The organism is Alteromonas sp. AWJ4_199 (assembly GCF_056159165.1).
On sequence record NZ_JBSWUR010000002.1, the window covers coordinates 42551 to 66117 of the forward strand.

General features: G+C 42.6%; 16 protein-coding genes. 9 read left to right on the forward strand and 7 right to left on the reverse strand.

Going from position 1 to position 23567, the window contains the following annotated elements; genetic code table 11:
• Positions 1–19: 19 nt before the first annotated feature.
• Positions 20–970 carry an SDR family oxidoreductase gene (locus tag ACXAER_RS15105; protein ID WP_474830702.1) on the reverse strand — a complete coding sequence of 317 codons (951 nt, stop codon included), beginning with the start codon at positions 968–970 and terminating at the stop codon, positions 20–22.
• A 244-nt stretch (positions 971–1214) separates the two neighbouring features.
• Between ACXAER_RS15105 and ACXAER_RS15110 the strand changes: the two genes are divergently transcribed.
• The 4 genes from ACXAER_RS15110 to ACXAER_RS15125 all read left to right on the forward strand — a co-directional run bounded on the left by ACXAER_RS15110 (position 1215) and on the right by ACXAER_RS15125 (position 10095).
• Positions 1215–2114: an AraC family transcriptional regulator gene (locus tag ACXAER_RS15110; RefSeq protein ID WP_474830704.1), complete on the forward strand. Its 900-nt coding sequence runs from the start codon at positions 1215–1217 to the stop codon at positions 2112–2114.
• A 465-nt stretch (positions 2115–2579) separates the two neighbouring features.
• Positions 2580–2915, forward strand: a complete 336-nt coding sequence (locus ACXAER_RS15115; protein ID WP_474830706.1) for a hypothetical protein — start codon at positions 2580–2582, stop codon at positions 2913–2915.
• A 21-nt stretch (positions 2916–2936) separates the two neighbouring features.
• The gene (locus tag ACXAER_RS15120) at positions 2937–9401 is read left to right on the forward strand and encodes an FG-GAP-like repeat-containing protein (RefSeq protein ID WP_474830708.1); all 6465 of its coding nucleotides are present in this window, start codon (positions 2937–2939) and stop codon (positions 9399–9401) included.
• Positions 9402–9405: 4 nt separating this feature from the next.
• Entirely contained in the window at positions 9406–10095 is a 690-nt protein-coding gene (locus ACXAER_RS15125; RefSeq protein WP_474830710.1) for a hypothetical protein, read from the forward strand.
• A gap of 565 nt (positions 10096–10660) precedes the next feature.
• On the opposite strand, the gene asnS is transcribed toward ACXAER_RS15125, so the two are convergent.
• Positions 10661–12058: an asparagine--tRNA ligase gene (gene asnS / locus ACXAER_RS15130; protein WP_474807805.1), complete on the reverse strand. Its 1398-nt coding sequence runs from the start codon at positions 12056–12058 to the stop codon at positions 10661–10663.
• Positions 12059–12514: 456 nt separating this feature from the next.
• Here asnS and ACXAER_RS15135 point away from each other — a divergent pair, with 456 nt between their 5' ends.
• Positions 12515–12892, forward strand: a complete 378-nt coding sequence (locus ACXAER_RS15135) for a hypothetical protein (protein WP_474809298.1) — start codon at positions 12515–12517, stop codon at positions 12890–12892.
• A gap of 136 nt (positions 12893–13028) precedes the next feature.
• Here ACXAER_RS15135 and ACXAER_RS15140 read toward each other — a convergent pair whose 3' ends face one another.
• A complete protein-coding gene (locus tag ACXAER_RS15140) occupies positions 13029–13997 on the reverse strand; it encodes a calcium/sodium antiporter (RefSeq protein ID WP_474830713.1) in 969 nt (322 codons plus the stop codon).
• 250 nt (positions 13998–14247) lie between these two features.
• On the opposite strand from ACXAER_RS15140, the gene ACXAER_RS15145 reads away from it, so the two are divergent.
• Complete coding sequence (locus ACXAER_RS15145; protein ID WP_474830715.1) at positions 14248–15735, forward strand: RimK family protein; 1488 nt, start codon at positions 14248–14250, stop codon at positions 15733–15735.
• Positions 15732–17003, forward strand: a complete 1272-nt coding sequence (locus ACXAER_RS15150) for a GNAT family N-acetyltransferase/peptidase C39 family protein (RefSeq protein WP_474830717.1) — start codon at positions 15732–15734, stop codon at positions 17001–17003. The genes ACXAER_RS15145 and ACXAER_RS15150 overlap by 4 nt, the downstream gene beginning before the upstream one ends.
• Positions 17004–17050: 47 nt before the next feature.
• On the opposite strand, the gene ACXAER_RS15155 is transcribed toward ACXAER_RS15150, so the two are convergent.
• From ACXAER_RS15155 to bioA, 4 genes are all read right to left on the reverse strand, one after another.
• Positions 17051–17332, reverse strand: coding sequence for a hypothetical protein (locus tag ACXAER_RS15155; RefSeq protein WP_474830719.1), 282 nt, complete (start codon positions 17330–17332; stop codon positions 17051–17053).
• 316 nt (positions 17333–17648) lie between these two features.
• Positions 17649–18875, reverse strand: coding sequence for an ABC transporter substrate-binding protein (locus tag ACXAER_RS15160; protein ID WP_474830721.1), 1227 nt, complete (start codon positions 18873–18875; stop codon positions 17649–17651).
• A gap of 143 nt (positions 18876–19018) precedes the next feature.
• Positions 19019–19540: a DUF2937 family protein gene (locus ACXAER_RS15165; RefSeq protein WP_474830723.1), complete on the reverse strand. Its 522-nt coding sequence runs from the start codon at positions 19538–19540 to the stop codon at positions 19019–19021.
• 175 nt (positions 19541–19715) lie between these two features.
• Entirely contained in the window at positions 19716–20981 is a 1266-nt protein-coding gene (gene bioA / locus ACXAER_RS15170; protein WP_474831276.1) for an adenosylmethionine--8-amino-7-oxononanoate transaminase, read from the reverse strand.
• 98 nt (positions 20982–21079) lie between these two features.
• Here bioA and bioB point away from each other — a divergent pair, with 98 nt between their 5' ends.
• On the forward strand, positions 21080–22204 hold the full coding sequence (bioB, locus tag ACXAER_RS15175) for a biotin synthase BioB (protein WP_474830725.1): 1125 nt from the start codon (positions 21080–21082) through the stop codon (positions 22202–22204).
• Complete coding sequence (locus tag ACXAER_RS15180; protein WP_474830726.1) at positions 22204–23565, forward strand: aminotransferase class I/II-fold pyridoxal phosphate-dependent enzyme; 1362 nt, start codon at positions 22204–22206, stop codon at positions 23563–23565. Before bioB ends, ACXAER_RS15180 begins: the two co-directional genes overlap by 1 nt.
• The last annotated feature ends 2 nt before the right edge of the window (positions 23566–23567 follow it).

Genomic DNA, 23567 nt, shown 5'->3' on the forward strand with positions numbered 1-23567 from the left:
ATACGTCCAAACCAGTTAATCAAAATTGCCAAGAAAAGCCCGTTTTCTCTTCTGACAGCGCCCATAGTTTCGTCAATACCTGTTTATCTACTGCAAAGTCTTCTAGCTTGCATTCTCCAACTGGACCGCCAAAATTCATTAGCCCTGTTGGTCCGTAGTAGGCACGTTGTTTGAGGTTTTCTGCCGTTGCACACATCACTTCAGGGTAAGCGCCTTTTTCTGCAGACTGGGCTAGCCCAATTTTCACCATAAAAGACCAAGAGATACGGGTTAAGAAGCTAGCACTTTCTCGTATAAGGGTAGTATTCGACGCACCGGGGTGACAAACAAACACATTCACATGTTTATTATGTGCTTTTACTTTGTCTTGCAGTTCGTATGCAAACATCATTTGAGCAAGCTTACTTTGGCTGTATACCTTATTCGGGTTGTAATTTTTGTCCCAGTTCATGTCGTCAAACTGCATGGTTCTAAGACCCATTTTGTGACCTTCACTGGCAACCACTACAATGCGCCCTTTCGATTCATTAATGCGATCAAACAACAGTCCACAAAGCAAAAAGTGCCCGTAGTGGTTAACACCCAGTTGGCTTTCAAAGCCGTCTTCGGTAAGTTGTTGAGTAGAAATTTGTGCGATAGCGGCATTACAAATTAGCGCGTCGATAACAAGTACTTGTTCTAATATTTCTTTAGATGATTGTCGCACAGAAGCAAGGCTGCCAAGATCTAAACGGATATAGCTGACATTAGCGGTTTCACCAAACTCTTGTTTTAACTTAGCAATAGCGTCATGGGATTTGCTCGGGCTTCGGTTCAACATGACTACTTTGGCGCCTTTGGATAGCAAAATGCGCGTCGCTTCAAAGCCTGCCCCTGTATTCGCCCCGGTTATTAAAAACGTTTTGCTTTCAGCGTTTTCTATTTGTGCTGGTGTCCAGCCGTCTTTTCCAAACTGATTAGTGTTGGCCATGTTCGCTTACCTTTTAATTACTAAAAAAATTATATTTGTAATATAGTAACTATGAAGTTGTGAAAGTAGGCGAAATGCTCTTTAAAAGTTGCCTATTTGTATCACTTTGTTGTTAAAGAGGTGGTTGGGTGCTAATTTAAGTAAACTTGAAAAGTTGACTTTGACTAGGCTTATTGTGCTGTGCAGTATTGAAAAGTCGACAGTTTCTAAAAGCCAACATTGACTGGACGATGTTAATTTAGAAATGAGTAAATCATTAATTAAACAACTTATTGAGGACAAGGTGACGCAAAGCGGGCTTTACGACACCGGAATAGAAGGTGTTCAGCTTTTTAAAATAACAGCACCTATCGATTGCGCCCCCGTGGTGTATGAACCGTCTCTTACCGCCATTGTTTATGGCGGGAAAGAGGCAATCTTAAACGGTGAAAAACACACGTTTAGTTCAAGTAAATATACGTGTTGCACTATGTCTATGCCGGTTGAGGCAGGAATTCCCGACGCTTCAGAGGCTAATCCGTTACTTGGCGTTTATATCTCTTTAAACAGCAGGATGATGACTGACTTAGCAATTGAGTTTGAAAGTGTGTCAGGAAGTTTAAAAACGTCGTCAGCAGAAAGTGCAGTTTCTGGTATTGCTTCAGCACAGTGGAGCGCTGACTTTGAAGATGCCCTATATCGCTTACTTTTGCTAACTGACAGAACAACAGATATTGCAATGTTGGCAAGTAATCGATTACGCGAAGTGTATTACGCTGTTCTAAAAGGCGAGGCGGGTGGGGCCGTGCGCCGAAGCTTTTATGTGGGTAACGGTATTGTGCGAGCTATCGAGTACTTGGCTTCTCACGTCAATGAAAGTATTACCATTGACGATATGGCAAACAAAGTAGGCATGAGTCGGGCCGTATTTCATCGTAAATTTAAGCAAGCCACTAATATGTCGCCTATTCAGTTCGTTAAAGCGATGCGGTTGAACCACGCAGCAAAACGCATAGCAGAAGGTACAAATGTAAGTGTTGCTGCTATGGATGTTGGGTATATCAGCTCATCCCAATTTAGCCGAGATTTTAAGCGAATGTATGGCTTATCGCCAAAGCAGTGGGAAAAAGAAAACAAAGCTAAAGTAACGACTATGTTGCAGTAGGTGACAATTTAGTCTCTAGAGAAGGAAGATAGTACGTTTGTCAACTGTAAATGTACATTGCAGTACTGAGATCATAGCCTTTAAAAATATATTTTTATCCAATGATAGAACAGCTTATATAAATACTTTCTATAATTTCTTTCGCTCAATATTAGGATGTACCTCAATCTAAGAATAACGAATCAATATTTACACTTTATAAACTTGCATTGTCTATGGCAAACGGGCTTATCACCGTTGCCTTAAAGCTTAGCCATAGAAGTAAAAATACCTAACCACGACATCTAACTATCGCTACTACCTCCGCTATTTCGTCAAAATTAAAAGTGCACCTGGGCTTTCTTTTTCTTTAGTCCAAACTGGATATTTCATTTTCTAGTGGTTGATTTTTAATCACTTGGTGAGGTAGTCTGCATATTATGTCGATGAACGACATGTATAGGACCTCTTTTCAAAAGTGAAAACATGGATTTGTTAGTTATGAAAATAAAACCTGCTTTGCCATTCCTACTACTTTTTTTGCCGCTTATTTGTGCCGCAGATAACCTGGCTCCTGAAGTACTTTCTGTAACCATTTTAGATAATGAAGACTCTGAAGAGTGTGCTATAAGTGGCCCCACCTCTGCATTTATTGAGTACGACCTTAAAGGTGAGCGTTATGCAAATCTTTTGATTCAGGTTATGTACGAAAACGATGTTATTTATGACACAAGCTACAGCCTCTATAGTGAAGATAATTCGTTCATAGTCGAACTCCCATATATCGACTGTGCAACTGATTTAATCACATCCTTCGATTAAAAACTAAAAAGGGAAGATTTTATGAAAGTTTTACAGTCATTTTTGGCCATATTGTTGACTATATTTTCTACTTTTACCTTTGCAGAAAAAGTTGGTCTTACGCCCGGTAATTTTCGAGTAGATGAAAGTGGCGCCGCAACTTTCTCTATACCAATAGCGGCGCCCGCAGGTCGAGCCGGTGTTAAGCCACAGATAGAGTTATCTTATTCGTCTTCTAACTTAATCGAAGGCCCCTTAGGAGTTGGCTGGAATATTAGCGGTTTGTCTGCAATATCGCGCTGTCCTAAAAACCTTTCTCAAGACGGTAGAATAGAAGGTGTTAATATAAATAAAAACGATCGGTTCTGCCTTGATGGTCAGAAGATGAAAGTTAAAAGTGGTACTTACGGGGCGCCAAACACTAACTACTACCTGGAAAACGATGATTTTAGTCACGCCAAAGCTCTAGGGGGCGATACAGAGAATGGGCCGCGTTGGTTTGTAGTTTGGAAAAAATCTGGTGAGCTATTCTATTATGGCGATACGCGAAACGATTCGACCGTAGGCAGTATTACCCCTGGGACTGATGCTTTTATTACCGCAGCAGGTGCCACTAGCGCTAGAGCAAATACATGGATGCTAAAAGCTATTAGAGACCGCAAGGGTAACTACATTCGCTTTTCTTATCTAAAAGATTATGGCTCTGTATATATAAGTAAGGTGGAATATACAGGCCATATAGGACAAAGGTTATCACCTTTTGCTTCAATCAATTTCAACTATACAAATAAAAACTTCTACACATCGGGCTTTAACTTCAAAGGCTATTCAATGCGTCGCAAGGTATTAAGTAGCGTGGTATCTAAAGTTGATGACGTTGAATATCGTGCATACAAACTGGCCTATAGTGAAAGTAAGCGAAGAATGCTTACATCTGTTCAAGAATGTCCAAGATTATCTTCTTCTGTTTCTGACTGTTTAAAGCCAACTTCCTTTACTTGGACTCATCCAAATAGTTCGACAGCGGTAGATTATACTAACTCATATTCTTACATCACTGGAGATGAAAACAATCGCTATGAAGCTCAAGTTTTCGACATAACTGGTGATGGGAAGTCTGACCTTATGTATGTAAAAAGCGGTTACTGGCGCTTAAAGTCAGCTACATCTGCTTCCACTACCACGTTAACCAATATAGGTGATAGTAGCTCACAACGACAATATGCACTGAACATTGATTATAATGGCGATGGCGTGCGCGACCTATTAGTAGCTGATGGTGAAAATAAGAACTGGTACATAGTGTACTATGAAAATAATAGGTCGGCACCATCACGATGTGAAGGAACAAACAAATGCCCTGGGCATAGCGTTACCCGCAGTTTGAAAAAAGGATATATCAAAAGCTCTTCTGGGGCTTACTTGCGAGCTTGGGGGTTCGAAGGGGGCGCGGCCGTCATGGATGTGAATGGTGATGGGTATGAGGATATTGTTTACCGGAAAGGAAAGGAAGTTCGAGCTTATCTCAACACCGGTAACAAATCGTTTACTGATAATCATCTTTTCACTTTTAGTTCAGAGTTGAGCGGCGATGCACTTTTTGGACATGCTCAGATGTATCGCGCTACAATAAAATCTGCAAGTGCCATAGACATCAACGGCGACGGTTTATCAGACGTCATTTTACAGGTGACTTCAACTGACGGTTACTGTACAAATTCGCGAGGCGACCGCTTATTTGCTCAAACTCGCCGAGAATGTGAAGGAGATTTGAGGGGCACCTGGCATGAGAATTCGACGTCAAATAGACAGGTATTTATCTCCAAAATTAACGGTGCGAATGATCCCTATTTCAGCAAAGTACAAACGCTCAGCGCATCTTACAAAGATATACGTTACGCAGACTTAAACGGTGATGGTTTAACGGATATTATTTATTCCTATGCCGGCAAATGGCGTTATCGTTTATCAAATGGAAAAACTTTCGGCACCGAACAAGTACTGCCACAGCACTACGATAGTGACAGTGCAAACTACTCTCACTTTGTTGATGTAAATTATGATGGCAAAGCTGATATGCTTTACGCGACAAACGACTCTTCATGGAGTATTTACTTAAGTAGCTTAACTACATCATCTAGCAAAATAAATTTTTCTTATGTGAGATCAAGGAGTTTTGGCAGGAAAAACTCAGTACGTTTTGGGGACGGAAATGGAGATGGAAATCTTGATTTATACATTGGCTCATCGAGTGACTGGCGGCGTTACTCTATACGTGCGAATCAAAACGAATATACAGTGAATAAGATCACCAATGGATTTGGTGTTGAGACAACTATCAAATATTCGCCGATGACAAATACGGCGCTATATTTCCGCCAAAACTCTTCCTATAACACGCACAGCAATGTCTTTTCACCCTTAAACGGTCAAAAACTGGTATCTGAAGTGCGTACCGATGTTACAAATAGCAACGATCTCGTGGTGAAGTACCAGTATGGTGGTCTTTTACTTCATAGAAAAGGTCGTGGAAGTTTAGGCTTTGAAGTACTTAGAACCACTGACCAACAGAGCGGAGTCGTCACAGAAACATATAATCACCAATATCATGGCAATACTAATTTTGTCATGACAGGAATTCCCCGGATCACCGCACAGTTTATTGGTAATAATGTGCTGTCTTGGGCTAAAAATAATCTGAAAGCAATGAAGACTGCGCAGGGAGGTTATCATGCATATGTTTATGATTCTTTTGAAAAAAAATATGTGTATGACGGCTTTGATACACAATTTGTCAGTCAGACAAATACTAGAACCGTAAAGGACACGTGGGGTAACGTAGATAATATTAGCGTCACAATCTACGACAAAGATAGTAACGATTTCAGCGGAACATATGGTAACAGCCAGAAAACTTATACTGTAAACACGTATAAGGATAGGCGCTGGGGTAGGTTAGAAACTACAAAAGTAGAAAAAACGCTCAATGGTGGAGGGAAAATTACGCGTAACAGTAAATTTACGTATAATAGTAGCAATTATCTTCATCAGGCAATCGTCTCACCAAGTAACGACAAATACAAAACAACCACCACTTACTCATACGACACCTACGGTAATAAAACCCAGGTTTCAGTTACGGGGTATTCAACGGATACAGGAAGTTCGGAGACTCGCACTTCAAAAACTGAATATCAAGGTAATGGGCGTTTTATTCATCGTAAACATGACGCTATGGGTAACTACGTTACCTACCAATATAACGGTGTGTATGGAAACTCTGCAACAGGCCTAATTAAAAACTCAACGGTATACTCAGTTAATTCAAGGCCAACTAAGACATTTTACGATGACTTTGGAAGAGCTTACAAAATTGACCATCCTGATAGCCGCATTACCTTAATATCTCGTAACTGGTGTTTAAATTGTGTCTCTGGGTCATATTATTACGAGTCAAAAACAGAATCTGGCAAACCTGCTGTTAAGGCATATTACGATAAGTGGGGCCGTGAAGTTGCTAAGTTTGTACGAAGCGCAGAAGAAGACTGGGACAAAGTTTACACCTATTACGATGACCTAGGACAAGTAGATTATGTTACGGAACCATCGTCAAGTAGTTATCGCACAACTTACTCGTATAATAAGTTGGGGCAGGTTGAGCAGGTAACCAAGCCCAACGGAGAAACAGTAAGCTACTTCGTCAATGGGTTGGAGCAAACTACGGTCGATGAACGTGGAAATTCCTATTTCAAATACACTAATGGGTTTGGACAGATAACTAAAACCATTGATCCACTAGGCGGAGAGGTGCATTTTGTCTACGACGCGTATGGCAGCCTGAAAGAAACTATCACTAAAGCCGACGGGAAGAGTAGTAAAGTTCAAAGCTGGTACGATTCATATGGCCGCAAAACAAAGACGACCGACCCTGATAAAGGTACTTGGACCTATACATATAATGCTTTCGGGGAGCTATATAAACAGAAAACTGCTCGCGGACACACCTTCACTCTCAATTACGATAAACTAGGTAGGAAAGTTCGTAGTTACGAAGCGAACGAAGGGACACTTTGTTGGTATTATGCAACAAACAATACAGATAACAGAAATGCTTATAAAGCAGGCAAACTATTTGCGACCGCAAAATATGATGGTAAAAACCAGTCTTGCGGTACATCTCCAACCTCTTCGGCAACAATTCGTAAGTACTACAAATATGACAGTGCAGAGCGCCTTACTGAAACACGCAGTTATGTAGGCGGAAAGACTTATTATCAAAATACTACTTTTGATGGTTATAGCCGTCCTTCTTTAAAAACCTTCCCAGCAGACAGTCAAGGTAATCGACTGCAAGTAAAAATGCATTACACGAGATCGTCTGGGGCTCTTTACAAGATTACAAATAATGCTAATGGAGCTTTGCTCAAAGAGGTTAAAGAATTCAACAGACGCCGCCAAGCCGTCGAAATCCTATATGGCAACAATATTCGCTCATACTTTGGATATCGAGGAGATACCGGTTGGCATACAAGTACGCGTGTTATGCGCGCATCATCGGAGATTTTTTATTCAGGAGTTACACACGATGAAATGGGTAACATTAAAACTCGAACTACTGATTACGGTGCCAATCCAGGTGTAGGCACAAATTTTACAGAAAATTACAGTTATGATGACTTGAACCGTCTTGACTACCGTTCAGTGAGTGTAATTGATAGGGGCACTAGCATGCCTTCAAGTTTTGACGATAGTATTGATTATCAATATGACGGTTTCGGTAATCTAAAAAAGAAAAATGGTGTTGGTAGCTATAGATACAGTGATGCAAAACGTGTTCATCGCCTCACTTCAGCAGCTGGTTTTGGTTCGTTTGCATACGACAATAACGGCAACATCCGCAGTGACGGAATTGGACGCACGTTCAATTACGGCTCGTACGATAAGCCTACTAGAATCACCAAAGGTAGTTTATACGCAGATATGAAGTACGGTGTAGACCGTGAACTTTATTTCAAAAAAGAGAAACGTGTAGAAGCCGGAAAAACAAACTTATATCAAACTATCTACTTAGGTAGTTATGAAGAAGTGAGAAGGACTGGTGGAAGTGGCTCTTCAACTGAACACAAGTACTACGTAGGTGGAGATATTGTAATTTCACATCGAAGTAACGGCACAAAGGAGTACTCCTATTTACATAAAGATCATCAGGGATCTATTACTACAGTAACAAACAAAAATGGTACGGTGATACAGCAGGCATTATTCGACCCATTTGGAAAGCGTACACAAATTCATCAGGCGTCTGTCTTCGCTAATGCTAGTTACATGCAGCCAACCGACCGAGGTTACACTGGTCATAATATGATGGATGGACTAGGTATTATCCATATGAACGGTCGGATCTACGATCCAACCTTGGGTAGATTTTTGCAGGCTGATCCGCATATTCAGGCTCCGATGAATAGCCAGAATTACAATCGTTATAGCTATGTGCTGAATAACCCGTTGAGTTATACCGATCCGAGTGGCTATTTCTTTAAGAAACTCTTTAAAGGGATTAAGAAATATTGGCGACAAATTGCATCTATAGGAATGATGTTTATACCTGGAATGCAAGCATTTGCTATGAAGTCATGGATAAATGCTGCGATGGTCGGTTTTGCTTCTGGAGGTATAGCTACAGGAAGTTTACGAGGCGCATTAGTCGGAGCGTTCTCAGGTGCGGCGCTACAACAAATCGGAGCTAGTGCAACATGGGGGAAAGCTGGGAGTCCCGAAAATATTATTGCAAATGCAGCAGTTGGTGGAGTTGCAGCAGACTTAAATGGTGGTAAATTTGGTCATGGCTTCTTTGCCGCAGGCTTTACTGCATCTCTAAAACCACAAATCAATCAGATAGGAGATGGCGCTGCAAGCTATGCACCTGGTCGAATCACTGCTGCTGCGGTTGTTGGTGGTACAGCATCTGTAATATCTGGTGGGAAATTTGCAAACGGAGCAGTTACAGGGGCCTTTATTCAAATGTTTAATGCTGAAACTCGTTTAGCTAAAGAGAATAAAATGGAAGCTGAATATGGTGTTGCAGTAAATAAAGCAATAAAGAAATTAGGTAAGTTAGTTGGTAATATTGGGGTTGATGAAGATGGTGGTTTTCATGGTGCAGCAGGAGGGAAGTTACTCGAAGGTGTCACCGTTGTTGTTGATGATTCACAAAAAGTAACAGTCTTAGGTGGACCAGTTGGCTTTTCCGAAACTTTTCAAGGGGTTTTAACGGATAGTATAATCGCTTTGTCACCTGGGGTTTTAACATTTGGGTATGCCCCCGCATCTCATATGACTACCTGGAGTGCAACCGTTCAGTTTCCAGGAGCGATAGGACCTTACGTTAAGCTTTCAGGACAGTTTAACTTACAGCAGGCTATGGATTGGCACCCTTACGTAAGGCGAACAATAAGAACGGATAACTATATTTGTAATTCTGCTTACAAGCAGGTTTGTGGTGGATAGTGACATGTTAAAGCTAATATTATTCCCATTTCTAATAGCACATTTAGCTAGTGCGACTGACTCTTTTGATAAGTGTCAGCCGCTATATGAAAGTTCAGAGCAATTGTTAGATAGTTTCTACATTGAAGATTCCTTTGAGCAGGGTGATTTAGGTTCGCTTGAAAATCACTTAGCATCAACAAAGAATTGTGCTGATAAAATTTGGAATCTGCGACTTCAAACCATGGAGCTATATATTGTTTTACTTAGTCAGAAGACAGAGGGGAAAGTTATGATAGATCCTTTAAATAATAACTGGAGCCTTTATTTATCAGAGCAAAATTTTCTCCTAAATAATATGAGTGTACTTGAGGGGTTTTCAGAGTTTTTAAATGGTATTAGGTTGCAATATAAAATACTTGATAGTGGTCAAAGAGCAAAGAAAGGTAAGGCGCTTCAGGAGTTACAGCTACACTACTCTCAGAAAGTTATTGATGCAAATAATGGTAATAAATGGGTCCTTTATAACCAGCATCTAAATAGCCAACTAAATCATCTTTCTCATATCGACTCATATGAAGATCAGGATAGCTACTGTGAAGCGTATAATAACCTGAAAAGCTTCATGAGAAAAAACCAGCAATACTTTACTCCACCTCAAATAGAGGCTATTGAAGATAGGTATAGTGAAAAATATTTAAAAATATGCAATTGAGTCTTTCATTGCGCTCAACTTAAGTTAAGAGCAACTAATCAAGCAAACGAAAACCAGCGAAAGCTGGTTTTCTTTTATGTAATTGTGTATTTATTAAATCAAAATTTTTCTGTACATCTGAACTCCATTTTAAAAAGTAGCGAGAGGTAAAATCTTTGAACCCATTCGATCATCTTATAAAAGAATGACAAGAAGCTGAGCAAGAATTGCAAGGATTAATATCATCGGTCAATGCTGAAGCGTTGCTCTCATCCATGATTGCTCAACTTATTTTTTTTCCGACTGGTTCAAGCTTTGGCGACAGGTATGGTAATCACCATGCTATGTTGGAAATATTAGCTAAACATTGTATTCCTAAATTTAGTGATAACAATGAGACAACGCACCTGTACCCATCACACAAAATTATAAAGCAATTAACTGTCTAGAGAAGTCTGGTCGATTCAGATTTATAGTTAATTTATAAATCGAAGGTGTCGCTATCAATTAACTGATATTGTGACATAAAAAAGCTCGCGACAGCATACTGTAGCGAGCTTTCATTTCATTAGTACAGCAACACTGCCTAGAAGCTAGCGTTACCCGGTGTACGTGGGAATGGGATAACGTCACGTACGTTTTGCATGCCGGTTACGTATGCAACAAGACGTTCGAAACCTAGACCGAAACCTGAGTGAGGTACAGTGCCGTAGCGGCGTAGGTCGCGATACCATGCGTAGTCTTCTTTCGATAGTCCCATTTCTTCAAGACGAGCATCGAAAACATCTAATCGTTCTTCACGCTGAGAGCCACCGATAATTTCACCGATGCCAGGCGCTAGTACGTCCATTGCTGCAACGGTTTTGCCGTCGTCGTTAATGCGCATGTAGAAGGCTTTAATATCTTTCGGGTAGTTCTGCATGATAATTGGCGCACCAACGTGCTCTTCGGCAAGGTAACGCTCATGTTCAGAAGACAAATCGATACCCCATTCAACAGGGAACTCGAACTCTTTGCCACAGTTTTGCAGAATTTCGATAGCGTCAGTGTAGTCCATGCGAACAAAGTCAGAGCTAACTAGCTTCTCTAAACGCTCAACCGCATCTTTCTTAATGCGCTGAGCGAAGAATGCCATATCATCAGGTAGCTCTTCTAGCACCGCTTTACACACATACTTCAGCATGTCTTCAGCAAGCTGTGCAACGTCTTTCAATTCAGCAAACGCCACTTCAGGCTCAATCATCCAAAACTCGGCAAGGTGGCGAGATGTGTTTGAGTTCTCTGCACGGAACGTAGGGCCGAAGGTGTACACCTTAGACATAGCTGTACAGTAAGTTTCAACGTTAAGCTGACCTGATACCGTAAGGTAGGTTTCTTTTCCGAAGAAATCTTCTGAATAGTCAACATTACCTTTGTCGTCTAGCGGAAGGTTCATCATATCAAGGGTTGATACGCGGAACATTTCACCTGCACCTTCTGTATCGCTAGCCGTTAGGATTGGCGTAGAAATCCAATAGTAACCCTTTTCGTGGAAGAAACGGTGTATAGCCTGAGACAAACAGTTACGTACACGAGTAACCGCACCAATAACATTGGTACGTGGGCGCAGGTGTGCGTATTCACGAAGGTATTCAATACTATGGCGCTTTGCCGCCATTGGGTAGGTATCAGGGTTTTCAACCAAACCTACGATTTCTACCTCGGTAGCATCAATTTCTAGTGATTGCCCTTGGCCTTGCGATTCTTTCACTGTACCGGTTACCGACAATGAACAACCAGCAGTAAGGCGCTGGATATCGGCGTAATTTGACAGAGAATTTAGCGCAATAACTTGTACAGGATCGAAGCAACTACCATCGTGTAGTGCAATAAATGATAACCCCGCTTTAGAGTCGCGGCGTGTTCTTACCCAACCCTTAACGGTTACCGATTCGCCAACGGCGTACTTACCTTTAAGTACGTCAACTACGGGCGCATGCGTCATGTTAATTTCTCCGTCTTACTGATCTTATGTTGTTGCTCGAATACGCATCGAGTGTATCAACCCAGTGCAATAAACTATGTATGAAAAATTGCACTAAAATTTGCTTTATGGTCAATGTTTTGGATTGTTGTGCCGATAAGTCTTTAATGTCGGTAAAATGCAATTTGAAGCTGTGGTTAACTTCTATCTGTCATTTAAGTATCACGAATTATAGAAAAAAGTATAAATAACGAGATACACCGAACGGAATTTGCTTCGGCGGTGTAAAAATAACCAATGAAATACAATCCAATAGCACGCTAGTATACCCAACATAAAGCGGGATGCCAGAGAACAGAGTGACAAATGGGAAATAAAAATGATTCAGGCACGTCGGTACATAGCCCACAGCAAACGGAGGGGGAATCGCAACGTGCGTCACAATCTTCTGCAACAGGCGATATTGACAGGCGCTCTATGACTTATGAGCAACTAGCTGAACGGCGTTCGACACCGCGCTCAAAAACACCATTTTATAAGGTAATGCTTGGCCTCAATGTGTTCGGCTGGGTGGGAATGGTGGTGGTACTTATATTGTTTCACTACGCTAGGCCCGACTTCATTAGTGGGGTTCAGCAGTATTGGGGAATAGAAGGGGACTCGTCTTGGTCTGAAAGTCATTTGTCTGCCATGACTATTATGCTGCAGGTATGCTTAATAGTAAGCCTTGTTAGTATTGTCATGCGTGCAAGACGAAACCGTCGACGCACAGACTCTTTCGGCGTAAACCTTATTATTTTGTTTGCTATAGCGGCAATTAGTTTAATTACCCTTGCTACTACGTTGGGTTTATAGCAACGGACAGTAATAAAACTAGAAACCGATGTAACGGCGGGAAAAACAAAAAAAGCTTGGCACTTACGTCAGTAGAACAGCCAAGCTTTTAGTTGTTACCTTCAAATTTTGCTTATACTTTAAAAGTCGCACCTACTTATATAAACGCTGCCTGAATTAGCCAATAGGTATAAGCAGCATAAGCAAGCACAAATGCCCCACCTTCTAAGCGATTAAGGCGACCTTGACGTTTAATACCAATACAGAAAATAAAGAGTGCGACGGTAGAGGCAAACATAACCATAGCGTCACGGTATAAGAACTCAGCCCCTACTGTCATAGGCTGTATCGTCCCTGCAATACCCACAACGGCTAGGGTATTAAACATATTAGAGCCAATAACATTGCCAATTGCTAAATCATGCTCGCCTTTTTTAACTGCCATTAATGACGACGCGAGTTCAGGTAGTGATGTACCAATAGCGATAACGGTAAGGCCGATTATCGTATCGCTTACACCAAAGAAGGTGGCGTATTCAACCGCGCCCCAAACCAGCATCCGAGAGCTTGCAACAAGTAACAGTAAACCTGCAATTAACCACATAACGTGGGTTTTAACGGTGCCCTCGTTACTATTGATTTCCTCATCGTATTCATCGGCAAGGGCGTCTTTATCGCCTTTCATTGCGTGATAGATACTCCATGAAATCAACAGTACAAATAGCCCCAGCAAAGAAAACGCGTCATCTTTGGAAACCGTCAAGTCCCATACCTGCCACACAGCAAAAAAGGTGATGCCCAGTAATACGGGCAATTCTTTTTTGATAATTTCCGATCTAACCGCAATAGGGCTAATGACGGCGGTCAAACCTAAAATTAACAAAATGTTGGCGATATTCGAGCCGTAGGCGTTACCTAACGCAATGCCCGAGTTACCCTGGTACGCGGCGAAAATAGAAACGATAATTTCAGGAGCGGACGTACCAAACCCAATAATAAGCATACCTATTAGGAGGGGCGATACACCATAGTGATTAGCGACTGATGCGGCACCACCTACAAACTTTCCTGCACTCCAAAGCAGTACGGGTAACCCGATCAAAATAGCCACACTGGCTAATAACATACTTACTCCTCAAACCGTTTGTGTCGTTCTGTCTATCTCTATTTATAGACAAAATTAATAAACTAAAGCTGTATCAATAGATTTAATTGTACATCAGTTTTTATTGTCATTTCGATGAAAAAAAGCCGTGCAGATTGTGCTATGCAAATTTGAAGTTAGGCGTAAACTTCGCGACTAAATAACTGTGTATGCTATTTGAGCACCGCAGTTTACGTTTTAACTTACCTACCATCTTTTAGAAGCGACATTAATGCACAAAACCTTGATTGTTACTGACGATGTTATCCCTTTTCGTAACTCTTCATTAACTGTACTTACTTTTCAAGAATACCTTGCTGAGTTCCCAAAGCTAAACGAACCCAAAACCCGGGTTATTAATATTTGCGATACCACGCGATATTTAAGCGAGGGCTATTACTGTTCGCTGTTGGCTCAGGCTCGTAACCATTCTGTGTTGCCTTCAGTAAATACCATCAATGATTTGCGTATGGCTGAAGAGAAAAGTATCGATCGCATCGCTTTTTCCTTGTCGGTATCTCACGATAATACGGAAATTACCGATGAGCCTTTATTAGTACTTTTCGGTGAAGTGAAAGATCAGCGCTTTAAGCGCTTGGCCCGCCAAGCGTTTGAAAAATATTCGTATCCGGTATTGGTACTAAGCCTCATGGTTACCGATACCAACGAATTGCCCAAAGCTACGAATAAAGTACAAATTGAAGGTTTTGCAACGTTGCAAGCTAAAGCGTTTAAAGACTTAGATGCAGCGCAACAATCACGCTTTATTGAGCAACTTGAGAAACAGACAAAAATACAATGGAAAGCGAGTAAAACGAGCAAGCGCACGCGCTGGGATATGGCGATTTTGGTTAACCCAGAAGAAAGTACGCCTCCCAGTGATGAGCGAGCCATTAAAAACTTTGTAAAAGCGGCTGAAAAAGTAGGTTTTCGAGCTAATGTGGTCAGTCGCTTGTCGCAAGAAGAGCTAGGTCACTATGACGCACTGTTTATTCGTGAAACGACAGCAATTGACCACCATACCTATCGTTTAGCCCGAGCCGCAGAGCGCGAAGGTATTGTGGTAATGGACGACACGCAGTCAATTTTGCGCTGCTGTAACAAGGTGTACTTGCAAGATGCGTTTGCATACCAAAAAGTACCTGCGCCAAAAGCGACCTTTGTATCGAGTGCATCCGATGAAGTATGCGAAAAACTCATTGCCGATTTTGGTTTGCCACTAGTTTTAAAGCTGCCAGAAAGCTCGTTTTCTCGCGGTGTGCACAAAGCTGAAAATAAAGAGGCGTTAAAAACGCGGTTAGAACAAATGCTAACTGAATCGGCGCTTGTTTTGGTTCAGGAGTATATCTTCACTGAGTTCGACTGGCGAATCGGTGTGTTAGGTGGCAAACCGATCTACGCTTGTCAGTACTTTATGGTGCGCAACCACTGGCAGATATACAACCACCAGGGCGATCGATTCTCTTCGGGTGGGTTTGCCACAATGCCAACGTTTGAAGTACCTAAGCCGGTGCTACAAGCCGCTATCAAGGCCGCTAGAGCAGTGGGTGATGGCTTGTACGGTGTAGATATTAAGCAAACCGGTAACGCGGTTTATGTTATTGAAGTGAACGACAACCCAAGTATCGACTCGGGCGTCGAAGATAAATATTTAGGCAAAGAACTGTACGAACTGATTATGCAGGAATTTGCTGACAGGTTGGAGCAAAGAGGGCGATGATCACATCGGCTGAGCGAGTCATTGAAGTGAATAATGCAAGTCCACATGAAAGCGCAAATCGTGCATATGGCTTAGCAGAAGGCGCGTCGAATACTAAGTCGGCCAAAGGCGCCAATGCGCCTTCAACGCAGTCGAGAGTAGTGCTGCGTGTGGCGACATTACACGACCTTGCTTCGCTTCAGCATATTGAGCAAACCTGCTTTACAACCGACAGGCTAAGCAAGAGCCGTTTCAAGTTTTATATAGATGCCCAGCACGCAGAGCTAATCGTGGCCGAGCGTGCGCCGTTAAATTCAGGCTTGAAGCTCGATAATAAGCCGGGTTCAATTAACATAGTAGGCTACGGACTGTTACTGCTGCGACGCGGAACACAACTTACCAGACTGTATTCTATTGCGGTGCTGCCCGAAGCGCGAGGGCTTGGCGTTGCTGAAAAGCTTATACATAGCTTGGGGGAGCGGGCGCTGCTGCGGGGAAAGCGATTTATGCGCCTGGAGGTAGCAGTAGGTAATGCTGGCGCCATTGCTTTATATAAAAAGTTAGGGTTTAGTCAGTTCGGTATGTATACCGATTACTACGACGATCACACTGACGCATTACGTATGCAGAAAGTATTGGTGCCGAGCAAGTCGGTTAAGCCAGAGATTTACCCGTGGTACCAACAAACAACAGATTTTACCTGCGGTCCGTCAGCATTAATGATGGCAATGTGTGCATTGAACAATCGCTATGAAATGACACAGGAAAAAGAACTATCATTGTGGCGTACTGCTACCACGATATTCATGATGTCAGGGCATGGTGGCTGTCACCCGGTGGGGTTAGCACTAGCTGCAGTAAATGAAGGTTATGCGGCGAAAGTGGTTATTAACCAAGACGTCCCGCTTTTTGTTGATGGCGTTAGAGATGCTAATAAGAAAGCGATCGTTGAAAACGTTGAATCTCAGTTTATGGAAGAAGCACGGAAAAAAGGCATTTCCGTTGAAATTTCTGACTGGCGGACTGACGTAATCGACCAAACACTAAAAGCTGGTGGAGCAGTACTATGTCTAATCAGTACATACGCGTTCGATAAGAAAAAAGTACCCCATTGGGTAGCGGTAACTAGCTGCGATCCTCACTGCTACTATCTGCACGACCCAGATGCGAGTGAGGGACAGCCTGTTGAGTATCAACACATTCCGGTCGCTCGCGAAGATTTTCTAAGGCTTGCGAGTTATGGCACGCGTAAAGTAAGAACATTAGTCCTCCTTAAAAAGAAAAAGTAATACAAGTTTTGAGTTAGGGCCTAGGGCATAAATCAATGCCTAAGGCCTTAATGGTGTACTTGTATAACGTTTACCTTTTTATTTAATGTTTTAAGCTGCTTTACTAATTGAGACAGCTCTTTCACCGAACCTGAATAATCAATATGCTTATTCATTTCTTGGCCTTTCACTGCACTCTTATAGAGCGCTTCACTTTCAAAACATGCAGTTTGCCTATTTAGCGTGTTCCATTCCGCTTCTAAGTCGCTTGGAATACAATGGCGTTTTGCAATAATTTTGTCTTTTATTTGCAACACTTTCCCGATTAATAATTGTGCATCTGTAGGCATTGTCGTATCTCTGTTCAATAACTCTGTCTTAAGTGTTTGATAGTTTTGGCTTATTGGCTTCCCTTGTTCTAAAAAAATACAATAAACGAATCTTTCTCACTTAACTTCACTATAGATGCTGCATTATTGATGCCACGTTCAATAAAAAGTTGAGGATGGGTATTGGAAGATTTATGACTAAAAGCGGGGGAGTAGGAATTGTTATATACGTGAATTGCAGTGGTAATTGAGGCTGAGTTGAAAAGGCGATGAGGGTACGATTCTAATTAATTACATGAGATAAAGAAGAGAGAATACGAGGTTCGTGTTCCTTGTACTAGGGGAATAGTGAAGTCTCTTTGCGAGCCTGCTCTAACGCTGTAATGGTGTTGTGCATATCGCCATTTACAATAAACTCATCAAGAATAGGCATTACGGCGGCGGCAAACGCTTCGTCAGCGTCACGATCGAAAAATTGTGAAAAGCCATCAGCAGAAGAAAGCGCCATATAGGCCTCTTGAGTAAGTGGAGCCGTTTGCTTCTGCGCTAATTTATGTGGAGATATAACACCTAGTTTTTCATTTAATTTGGTTTGAACTGAGTGGCTTGCCGCAAAAGCTAAAAACTTTCTGGCTAATGAAATGTTCTCCGCGCGCTTGGGAATAATCAGCACGTCAGTTGGTGCTTCTTCATATTTAGGGATAGTTTGGCTTATTTCAGGGAAAGGAAAAAAGCCGATGCGCGAGCGCATATCTGGCCTTATTTCTTGAGTGACATAATTTCCGATAAGCGACATACCCACTAAGCCTCTTGATAACAGAGGTAGGCTTACTCTCCACTCCAAAGTATCGTGGTCTTCGATGAAGTATCCATTTTTTCTTAAATCATTCAAGAAACTCAGGGTGGATCTAACACGTTCATCACTAAACGCTATCTCTCCTTTTGTTAGCTTCTTTTGAAAATCAAGACCGTGCAATCGCAGATTTAAATAGTCAAACCACGCCGTGGCGGGCCAATTACTTTTGGTTCCAATGAAAATGGGAGGTAGGCCATTCGCCTTTATAATTTCACAAGCGTTTATAAACTCCCGCCACGTTGTGGGCTCGGGTAATGATAAGCGCTCGAACACGTTTTTTGAATAATAAAAGCCGATTTGATAATAGGAAATGGGCACTGCAAAGTAGCGACCATTGTAACTGAGGTTTTGCATTACGTTTTTGTCAAACGCGGCGTCTAAGTTGCTTTCTAGCCACAAATCATCGATGGGTAACACTAAGTCTTTTTCGATGAAATTAAACAGGCGTTGACCAGCATGCCAGTATAAAACATCAAAGCGCTTCTCATCTAACAGCATATTAGGAAAAGCGCGCTTATATTCTTCGCTGCTTAAGGCCGTAAATTTCACTTCGGCAGTTGGGTAACGCAACTCAAAATCGTGCGCTAAGGTATAGAAGGCTTCTCGTTGTGCGCTTGTTGATACGGATACGCCTACATTAAGCTGCTCAGCACAACTCACTGCAATTACTCCGCAGTAAGCTAATAAACCCCAAAAGCGCTTAATCATAATGTTCCCTATTCTACACGTACAATTTCGTGTCGGTGTTCAACGACAAAAAATTGCAACACCTAAAAAACATTATAACGAGTTTTGTTTTGTCACTATTAAACTTTAGTCTCTACAATTCGAGACTATATGTATACAACATACTATTTATAAGCGTAGCGCTTGGGTTTATTTTTAATTTTCTTAACCTGACAGTAGCAGAAGTGTGGCGTCCAAATTAACAGGTTCAACAAAATAGCGGTAACAAGGCTAAACACAATTGACGAAGGCGTTAGTGGGACAGAGGGGCTGAAATTATCTAACACGCGCTTCAGCGTACCATATTGAGAAGGCGAAGCCATAAACACAAGCTTTTCGAAGTAATGACCGTGCTCTAGCTTCCTCATGCCTTGCTCTAAAGTGGTGATCTGTGCGAAACGTGTAGCTTTCATCGAGGCATTCTCTCGCACAACTCGCTCACTGTTTTTCTGTAAGCTTTCAAGCATGGCTTCAACCGAAGAAAAACCATGCTGCTTAGCGAGCGCCGACGAACTAGAAACTTCATCTCTCAGTGCATCATAATAACCATTGAGGTATTGACGATAATGATCCGCCAAGATGGGGACTTGAAGTGTAACGATAAACAAAACTGCAAATACAACTTTATCTAAAACACGTACTATCATTCAAATCTCGCTATAAACACTCTGCATTAATGATCTAATTAGTGACCCGCTTTAAAGTTGAATGTTCACTCTATAGCAAAACTAACATCAACCCTCGGGCCATCTGACGTCAACTGGTCGTTCAAAACTCATATTTCACCCAAGAAGGAGATAGTTAGCGTAACAATCTCACACACTATTTCAATGCGGTGTAAATTGCGTGGGTTAGCTTACTTAACTGCTCGGAAGATATAATGTAAGGAGGCATAATGTATACCAATTTCCCGAATGGCCGTATCCACACGCCATGTTTCACAAAATGGCGTTGAATTTCGGCAACATTGACGGGGTTTACCGTCTCGACTACACCTATAGCACCTAACACCCTTACGTCAGCGACTCGCGGCAAGTCTGCACATTTTGCCAACTCGGCTTGTAATTGTTTCTCAATAGCAGGAACTTGTTGCTGCCATTGATTTTTGTTAATTAGCGACAGACTAGCATTGGCCACCGCGCAAGCTAGCGGGTTCCCCATGTAGGTTGGACCGTGCATAAATACGCCAGGCTCCCCTTGGCAAACTCCTAGCGCGACATCTTCGGTACACAAAGTAGCGGCAAGGGTCATATAGCCACCGGTGATCGCCTTGCCTAAACACAAAATATCAGGCGAGATACCCGCATGTTCACAAGCGAAGAGCTTACCTGTACGACCGAAGCCTGTTGCAATTTCATCGCAAATTAAAAGTACGTCGTAGGTATCGCAAAGCTGTCGGCAGCGCTTTAAGTATTCGGGGTGATAAAAACGCATTCCCCCTGCGCCTTGAACAATAGGCTCTAGGATAAGGGCAGCCATGGTGTGGTGATGCTTTTCAAAAATCTCTTCAAGTGGAAGAATGTCATCTTCGCTAAACGTTTGGCCAAAGCGAGTTTGAGGGGCAGGCGCAAAAATTTGTTTGCTTAATACACCTTCAAACAAACTGTGCATACCGTTTACTGGATCGCATACGCTCATTGCGGCAAAGGTGTCGCCATGATAGCCATTGCGCGGCGCGACAATGCGCGACTTCTCTGAGCGCCCTTGACACGCCCAGTATTGAATCGCCATCTTTATCGCTACTTCAACAGACACTGAGCCAGAGTCAGCCAAAAATACTCGCTCTAAACCTGCCGGCACCATGTTAAGTAACGATTTACACAAATCTACCGCCGGCTGGTGGGTAATACCGCCAAACATAACGTGAGAAAATTCGTCAATTTGCTTGTGCGCAGCATCGTTGAGCACAGGATGGTTGTAGCCATGTATAGCTGCCCACCAGCTCGACATTCCGTCGACTAATACTTCACCGGTGGCTAAGGTAAGCTCAGCACCTTTTGCACTAACTACTTCATAGCAGGGAAGGGGGGTTACCGCCGAGGTATACGGGTGCCAAATGTGTTGTTTATCAAATTCAATATTGTTCACAAAATAACCGTTAGTAAATGTTTGGAATTGGTCAGAGTTGACAACTCGATATTGGGGCATAGACTAAGCCAGCAATAATAATTAGTAAAGGACAGTCAATGACGCTGGCTAGTGCGCCTTCTGCGCAAACGACAACTATTCGAAACGATTGGAGCAAAGCCGAAGTCGAAGCTTTGTTTGCCATGCCATTTAACGATTTACTGTTTAATGCCCAAGTGGTGCATAGACAGCATTTTAATCCGAATGAAGTGCAGGTCAGCACGCTTTTGTCGATTAAAACCGGTGCTTGCCCTGAAGACTGTAAGTACTGCCCGCAAAGTGCTCGGTATGATACGGGCCTTGAAAAAGAACGATTACTGGAAATTGAAAAAGTCATCCAGCGTGCGAAAGAAGCAAAGCAAGTGGGCTCAACCCGTTTTTGTATGGGGGCTGCTTGGCGAAATCCACGCGACAGAGACATGCCTTACATTTTAAAAATGGTTGAAGAGGTGAAAAGCTTAGGCTTAGAAACCTGCATGACGCTGGGTATGCTAACCCGCGATCAAGCTGTGGCCTTAAAGCAAGCGGGCCTTGACTATTATAATCACAACCTTGATACATCACCGGAATACTACGGCGACATTATCACGACCCGTACTTACCAAGACCGATTGAATACGTTAGAGAACGTGCGTGCTGCAGGTATGAATGTTTGCTCTGGGGGAATTGTTGGCATGGGAGAAACGGTGAGCGATCGCGCTAGTATGTTAGTGCAATTAGCAAACCTTCCTGAGCAGCCTCAAAGTGTACCTATTAACATGCTGGTTAAAGTAAAAGGTACGCCACTCGATAGTGTAGAAGACTTGGACTATTTTGAGTTTATCCGCACTATTGCCGTTGCTCGTATCATGATGCCTAAGTCACATGTGCGCTTGTCGGCAGGCCGTGAAGCCATGAATGAACAAATGCAGGCCCTTTGTTTTATGGCAGGCGCGAATTCCATTTTCTATGGCTGCAAGCTATTAACCACGTCAAACCCAGATACCCATGAAGACGTAATGTTGTTCAAAAAGCTTGGTATTAATACTGAGCGTACAAGGGATTACTCAGACGAAGCACATCAACAAGTGTTAGAAGAAGAAATTGCCCAGCAACAAGAACAAGCCGACGACAGTAACGACTTGTTTATTGATGCAACCAAGCCTAAGGTAGCGCCAAAGAAACAGCATTTAACGGAGGCGTAATGGCCTTTCACTGGTTAGACGATTCGCTGAGCGCGCGTGCCGAGCAAGGTTTGCTGCGCCAGCGCCACTGCCAACAATACGAAAAAGACAGCATTATTTGTATTAACGGTGAGCACTATCTTAACTTTTCAAGCAATGACTACTTAGGCATGCGCCAGCATGAGGGTGTATTGCAAAGTTGGGTTGAGGGACTAGCGCAATTTGGTGGTGGCAGCGGTGCATCGCCTTTGGTAACTGGGCACACACAGGCTCATTTAGCGCTAGAAGCCTACATTGCCGATGGTTTAAACCGAGAAGCTGCGCTGTTGTTTAACTCTGGCTTTGCGGCCAATCAGGCACTGTGCATGGCACTTTTTCCTCACATGTCTCGCCCTAATAAAAGCGCTAGTGCTGGTCATATTATTACCGACAAGCTCATGCACGCTTCGTTTCTAGAGGGGGCACAGTGTGTATCTGACAGCGCTAAGCTTCGCCGTTTCAAGCATAACGATCTAAGTCATTTAGAGAGCATGCTATCAAACGTTTGTCACAGCCAGTTATCCGATGCGGTTGGTAATTCTGATGTAAACCAGCAAGACATTCTGATTGCTAGCGAAGGTGTGTTTAGTATGGACGGTGACGTAGCGCCTTGCAAAGGTATCGCCGAACTGGCCGCTAAATATAATGCATGGTTCATGTTAGATGATGCACATGGTATGGGTGTATTGGGTGAAAACGGCTTCGGCACAGCAGAAGCACTAAACTTAAACCAGCAACAAGCGCCTATTGTTATGGGAACATTTGGCAAAGCAGTGGGCACGGCCGGCGCCTTTATTGCGGGAAGCCAAACCCTAATTGATTATCTGGTGAATTTTTCGAAGCACTACGTGTATTCCACTGCCATGCCGCCAGCACAAGCGGTGGCTACTTTGTACTCCCTCACTCATATCGCCAGTGATACTGCCCGCCGCGAAACGCTACATACCAATATCGCCTATTTCAGAGAGTTGTTTCAAAAACGTTTTGGACAGACACTCAATTCAAGCGAGAAAGACAAAGCACCGATTGAAATCACTTTGGGGCAATCGCAAAGCGCGATTCAGCCTATTATCGTTGGTAGCCCAGAACGTGCAATTGCACTAAGTGATGGGCTAAAACAGCGCGGCATTTGGGCAACGGCTATCAGGCAGCCTACTGTACCGAAAAAACAAGACAGGCTGCGCATAACGCTTACGTCAAATCATACATCACAAGATATTGACGTATTGCTTGATGCCCTAGAGCTTTCACTTAATAACTTTCTGTTAAGTGAGACTACAGTAGAAAAAGAATCAGACAGCGCTGTGAATACTCCTGACTCTGTAAGTAAAAAAGAGATGTAACG

What these genes read in the sequence shown, in the direction of transcription:
- ACXAER_RS15135 (WP_474809298.1), top strand. Translation starts at nt 12,515, where the DNA reads ATGACTTATGAGCAACTAGCTGAACGGCGTTCGACACCGCGCTCAAAA.
- ACXAER_RS15115 (WP_474830706.1), top strand. Translation starts at nt 2,580, where the DNA reads ATGGATTTGTTAGTTATGAAAATAAAACCTGCTTTGCCATTCCTACTA.
- ACXAER_RS15160 (WP_474830721.1), bottom strand. Translation starts at nt 18,875, where the DNA reads ATGATTAAGCGCTTTTGGGGTTTATTAGCTTACTGCGGAGTAATTGCA.
- ACXAER_RS15180 (WP_474830726.1), top strand. Translation starts at nt 22,204, where the DNA reads ATGGCCTTTCACTGGTTAGACGATTCGCTGAGCGCGCGTGCCGAGCAA.
- ACXAER_RS15110 (WP_474830704.1), top strand. Translation starts at nt 1,215, where the DNA reads ATGAGTAAATCATTAATTAAACAACTTATTGAGGACAAGGTGACGCAA.
- asnS (WP_474807805.1), bottom strand. Translation starts at nt 12,058, where the DNA reads ATGACGCATGCGCCCGTAGTTGACGTACTTAAAGGTAAGTACGCCGTT.
- ACXAER_RS15140 (WP_474830713.1), bottom strand. Translation starts at nt 13,997, where the DNA reads ATGTTATTAGCCAGTGTGGCTATTTTGATCGGGTTACCCGTACTGCTT.
- ACXAER_RS15125 (WP_474830710.1), top strand. Translation starts at nt 9,406, where the DNA reads ATGTTAAAGCTAATATTATTCCCATTTCTAATAGCACATTTAGCTAGT.
- ACXAER_RS15165 (WP_474830723.1), bottom strand. Translation starts at nt 19,540, where the DNA reads ATGATAGTACGTGTTTTAGATAAAGTTGTATTTGCAGTTTTGTTTATC.
- ACXAER_RS15120 (WP_474830708.1), top strand. Translation starts at nt 2,937, where the DNA reads ATGAAAGTTTTACAGTCATTTTTGGCCATATTGTTGACTATATTTTCT.
- ACXAER_RS15105 (WP_474830702.1), bottom strand. Translation starts at nt 970, where the DNA reads ATGGCCAACACTAATCAGTTTGGAAAAGACGGCTGGACACCAGCACAA.
- bioB (WP_474830725.1), top strand. Translation starts at nt 21,080, where the DNA reads ATGACGCTGGCTAGTGCGCCTTCTGCGCAAACGACAACTATTCGAAAC.
- ACXAER_RS15145 (WP_474830715.1), top strand. Translation starts at nt 14,248, where the DNA reads ATGCACAAAACCTTGATTGTTACTGACGATGTTATCCCTTTTCGTAAC.
- ACXAER_RS15150 (WP_474830717.1), top strand. Translation starts at nt 15,732, where the DNA reads ATGATCACATCGGCTGAGCGAGTCATTGAAGTGAATAATGCAAGTCCA.
- ACXAER_RS15155 (WP_474830719.1), bottom strand. Translation starts at nt 17,332, where the DNA reads ATGCCTACAGATGCACAATTATTAATCGGGAAAGTGTTGCAAATAAAA.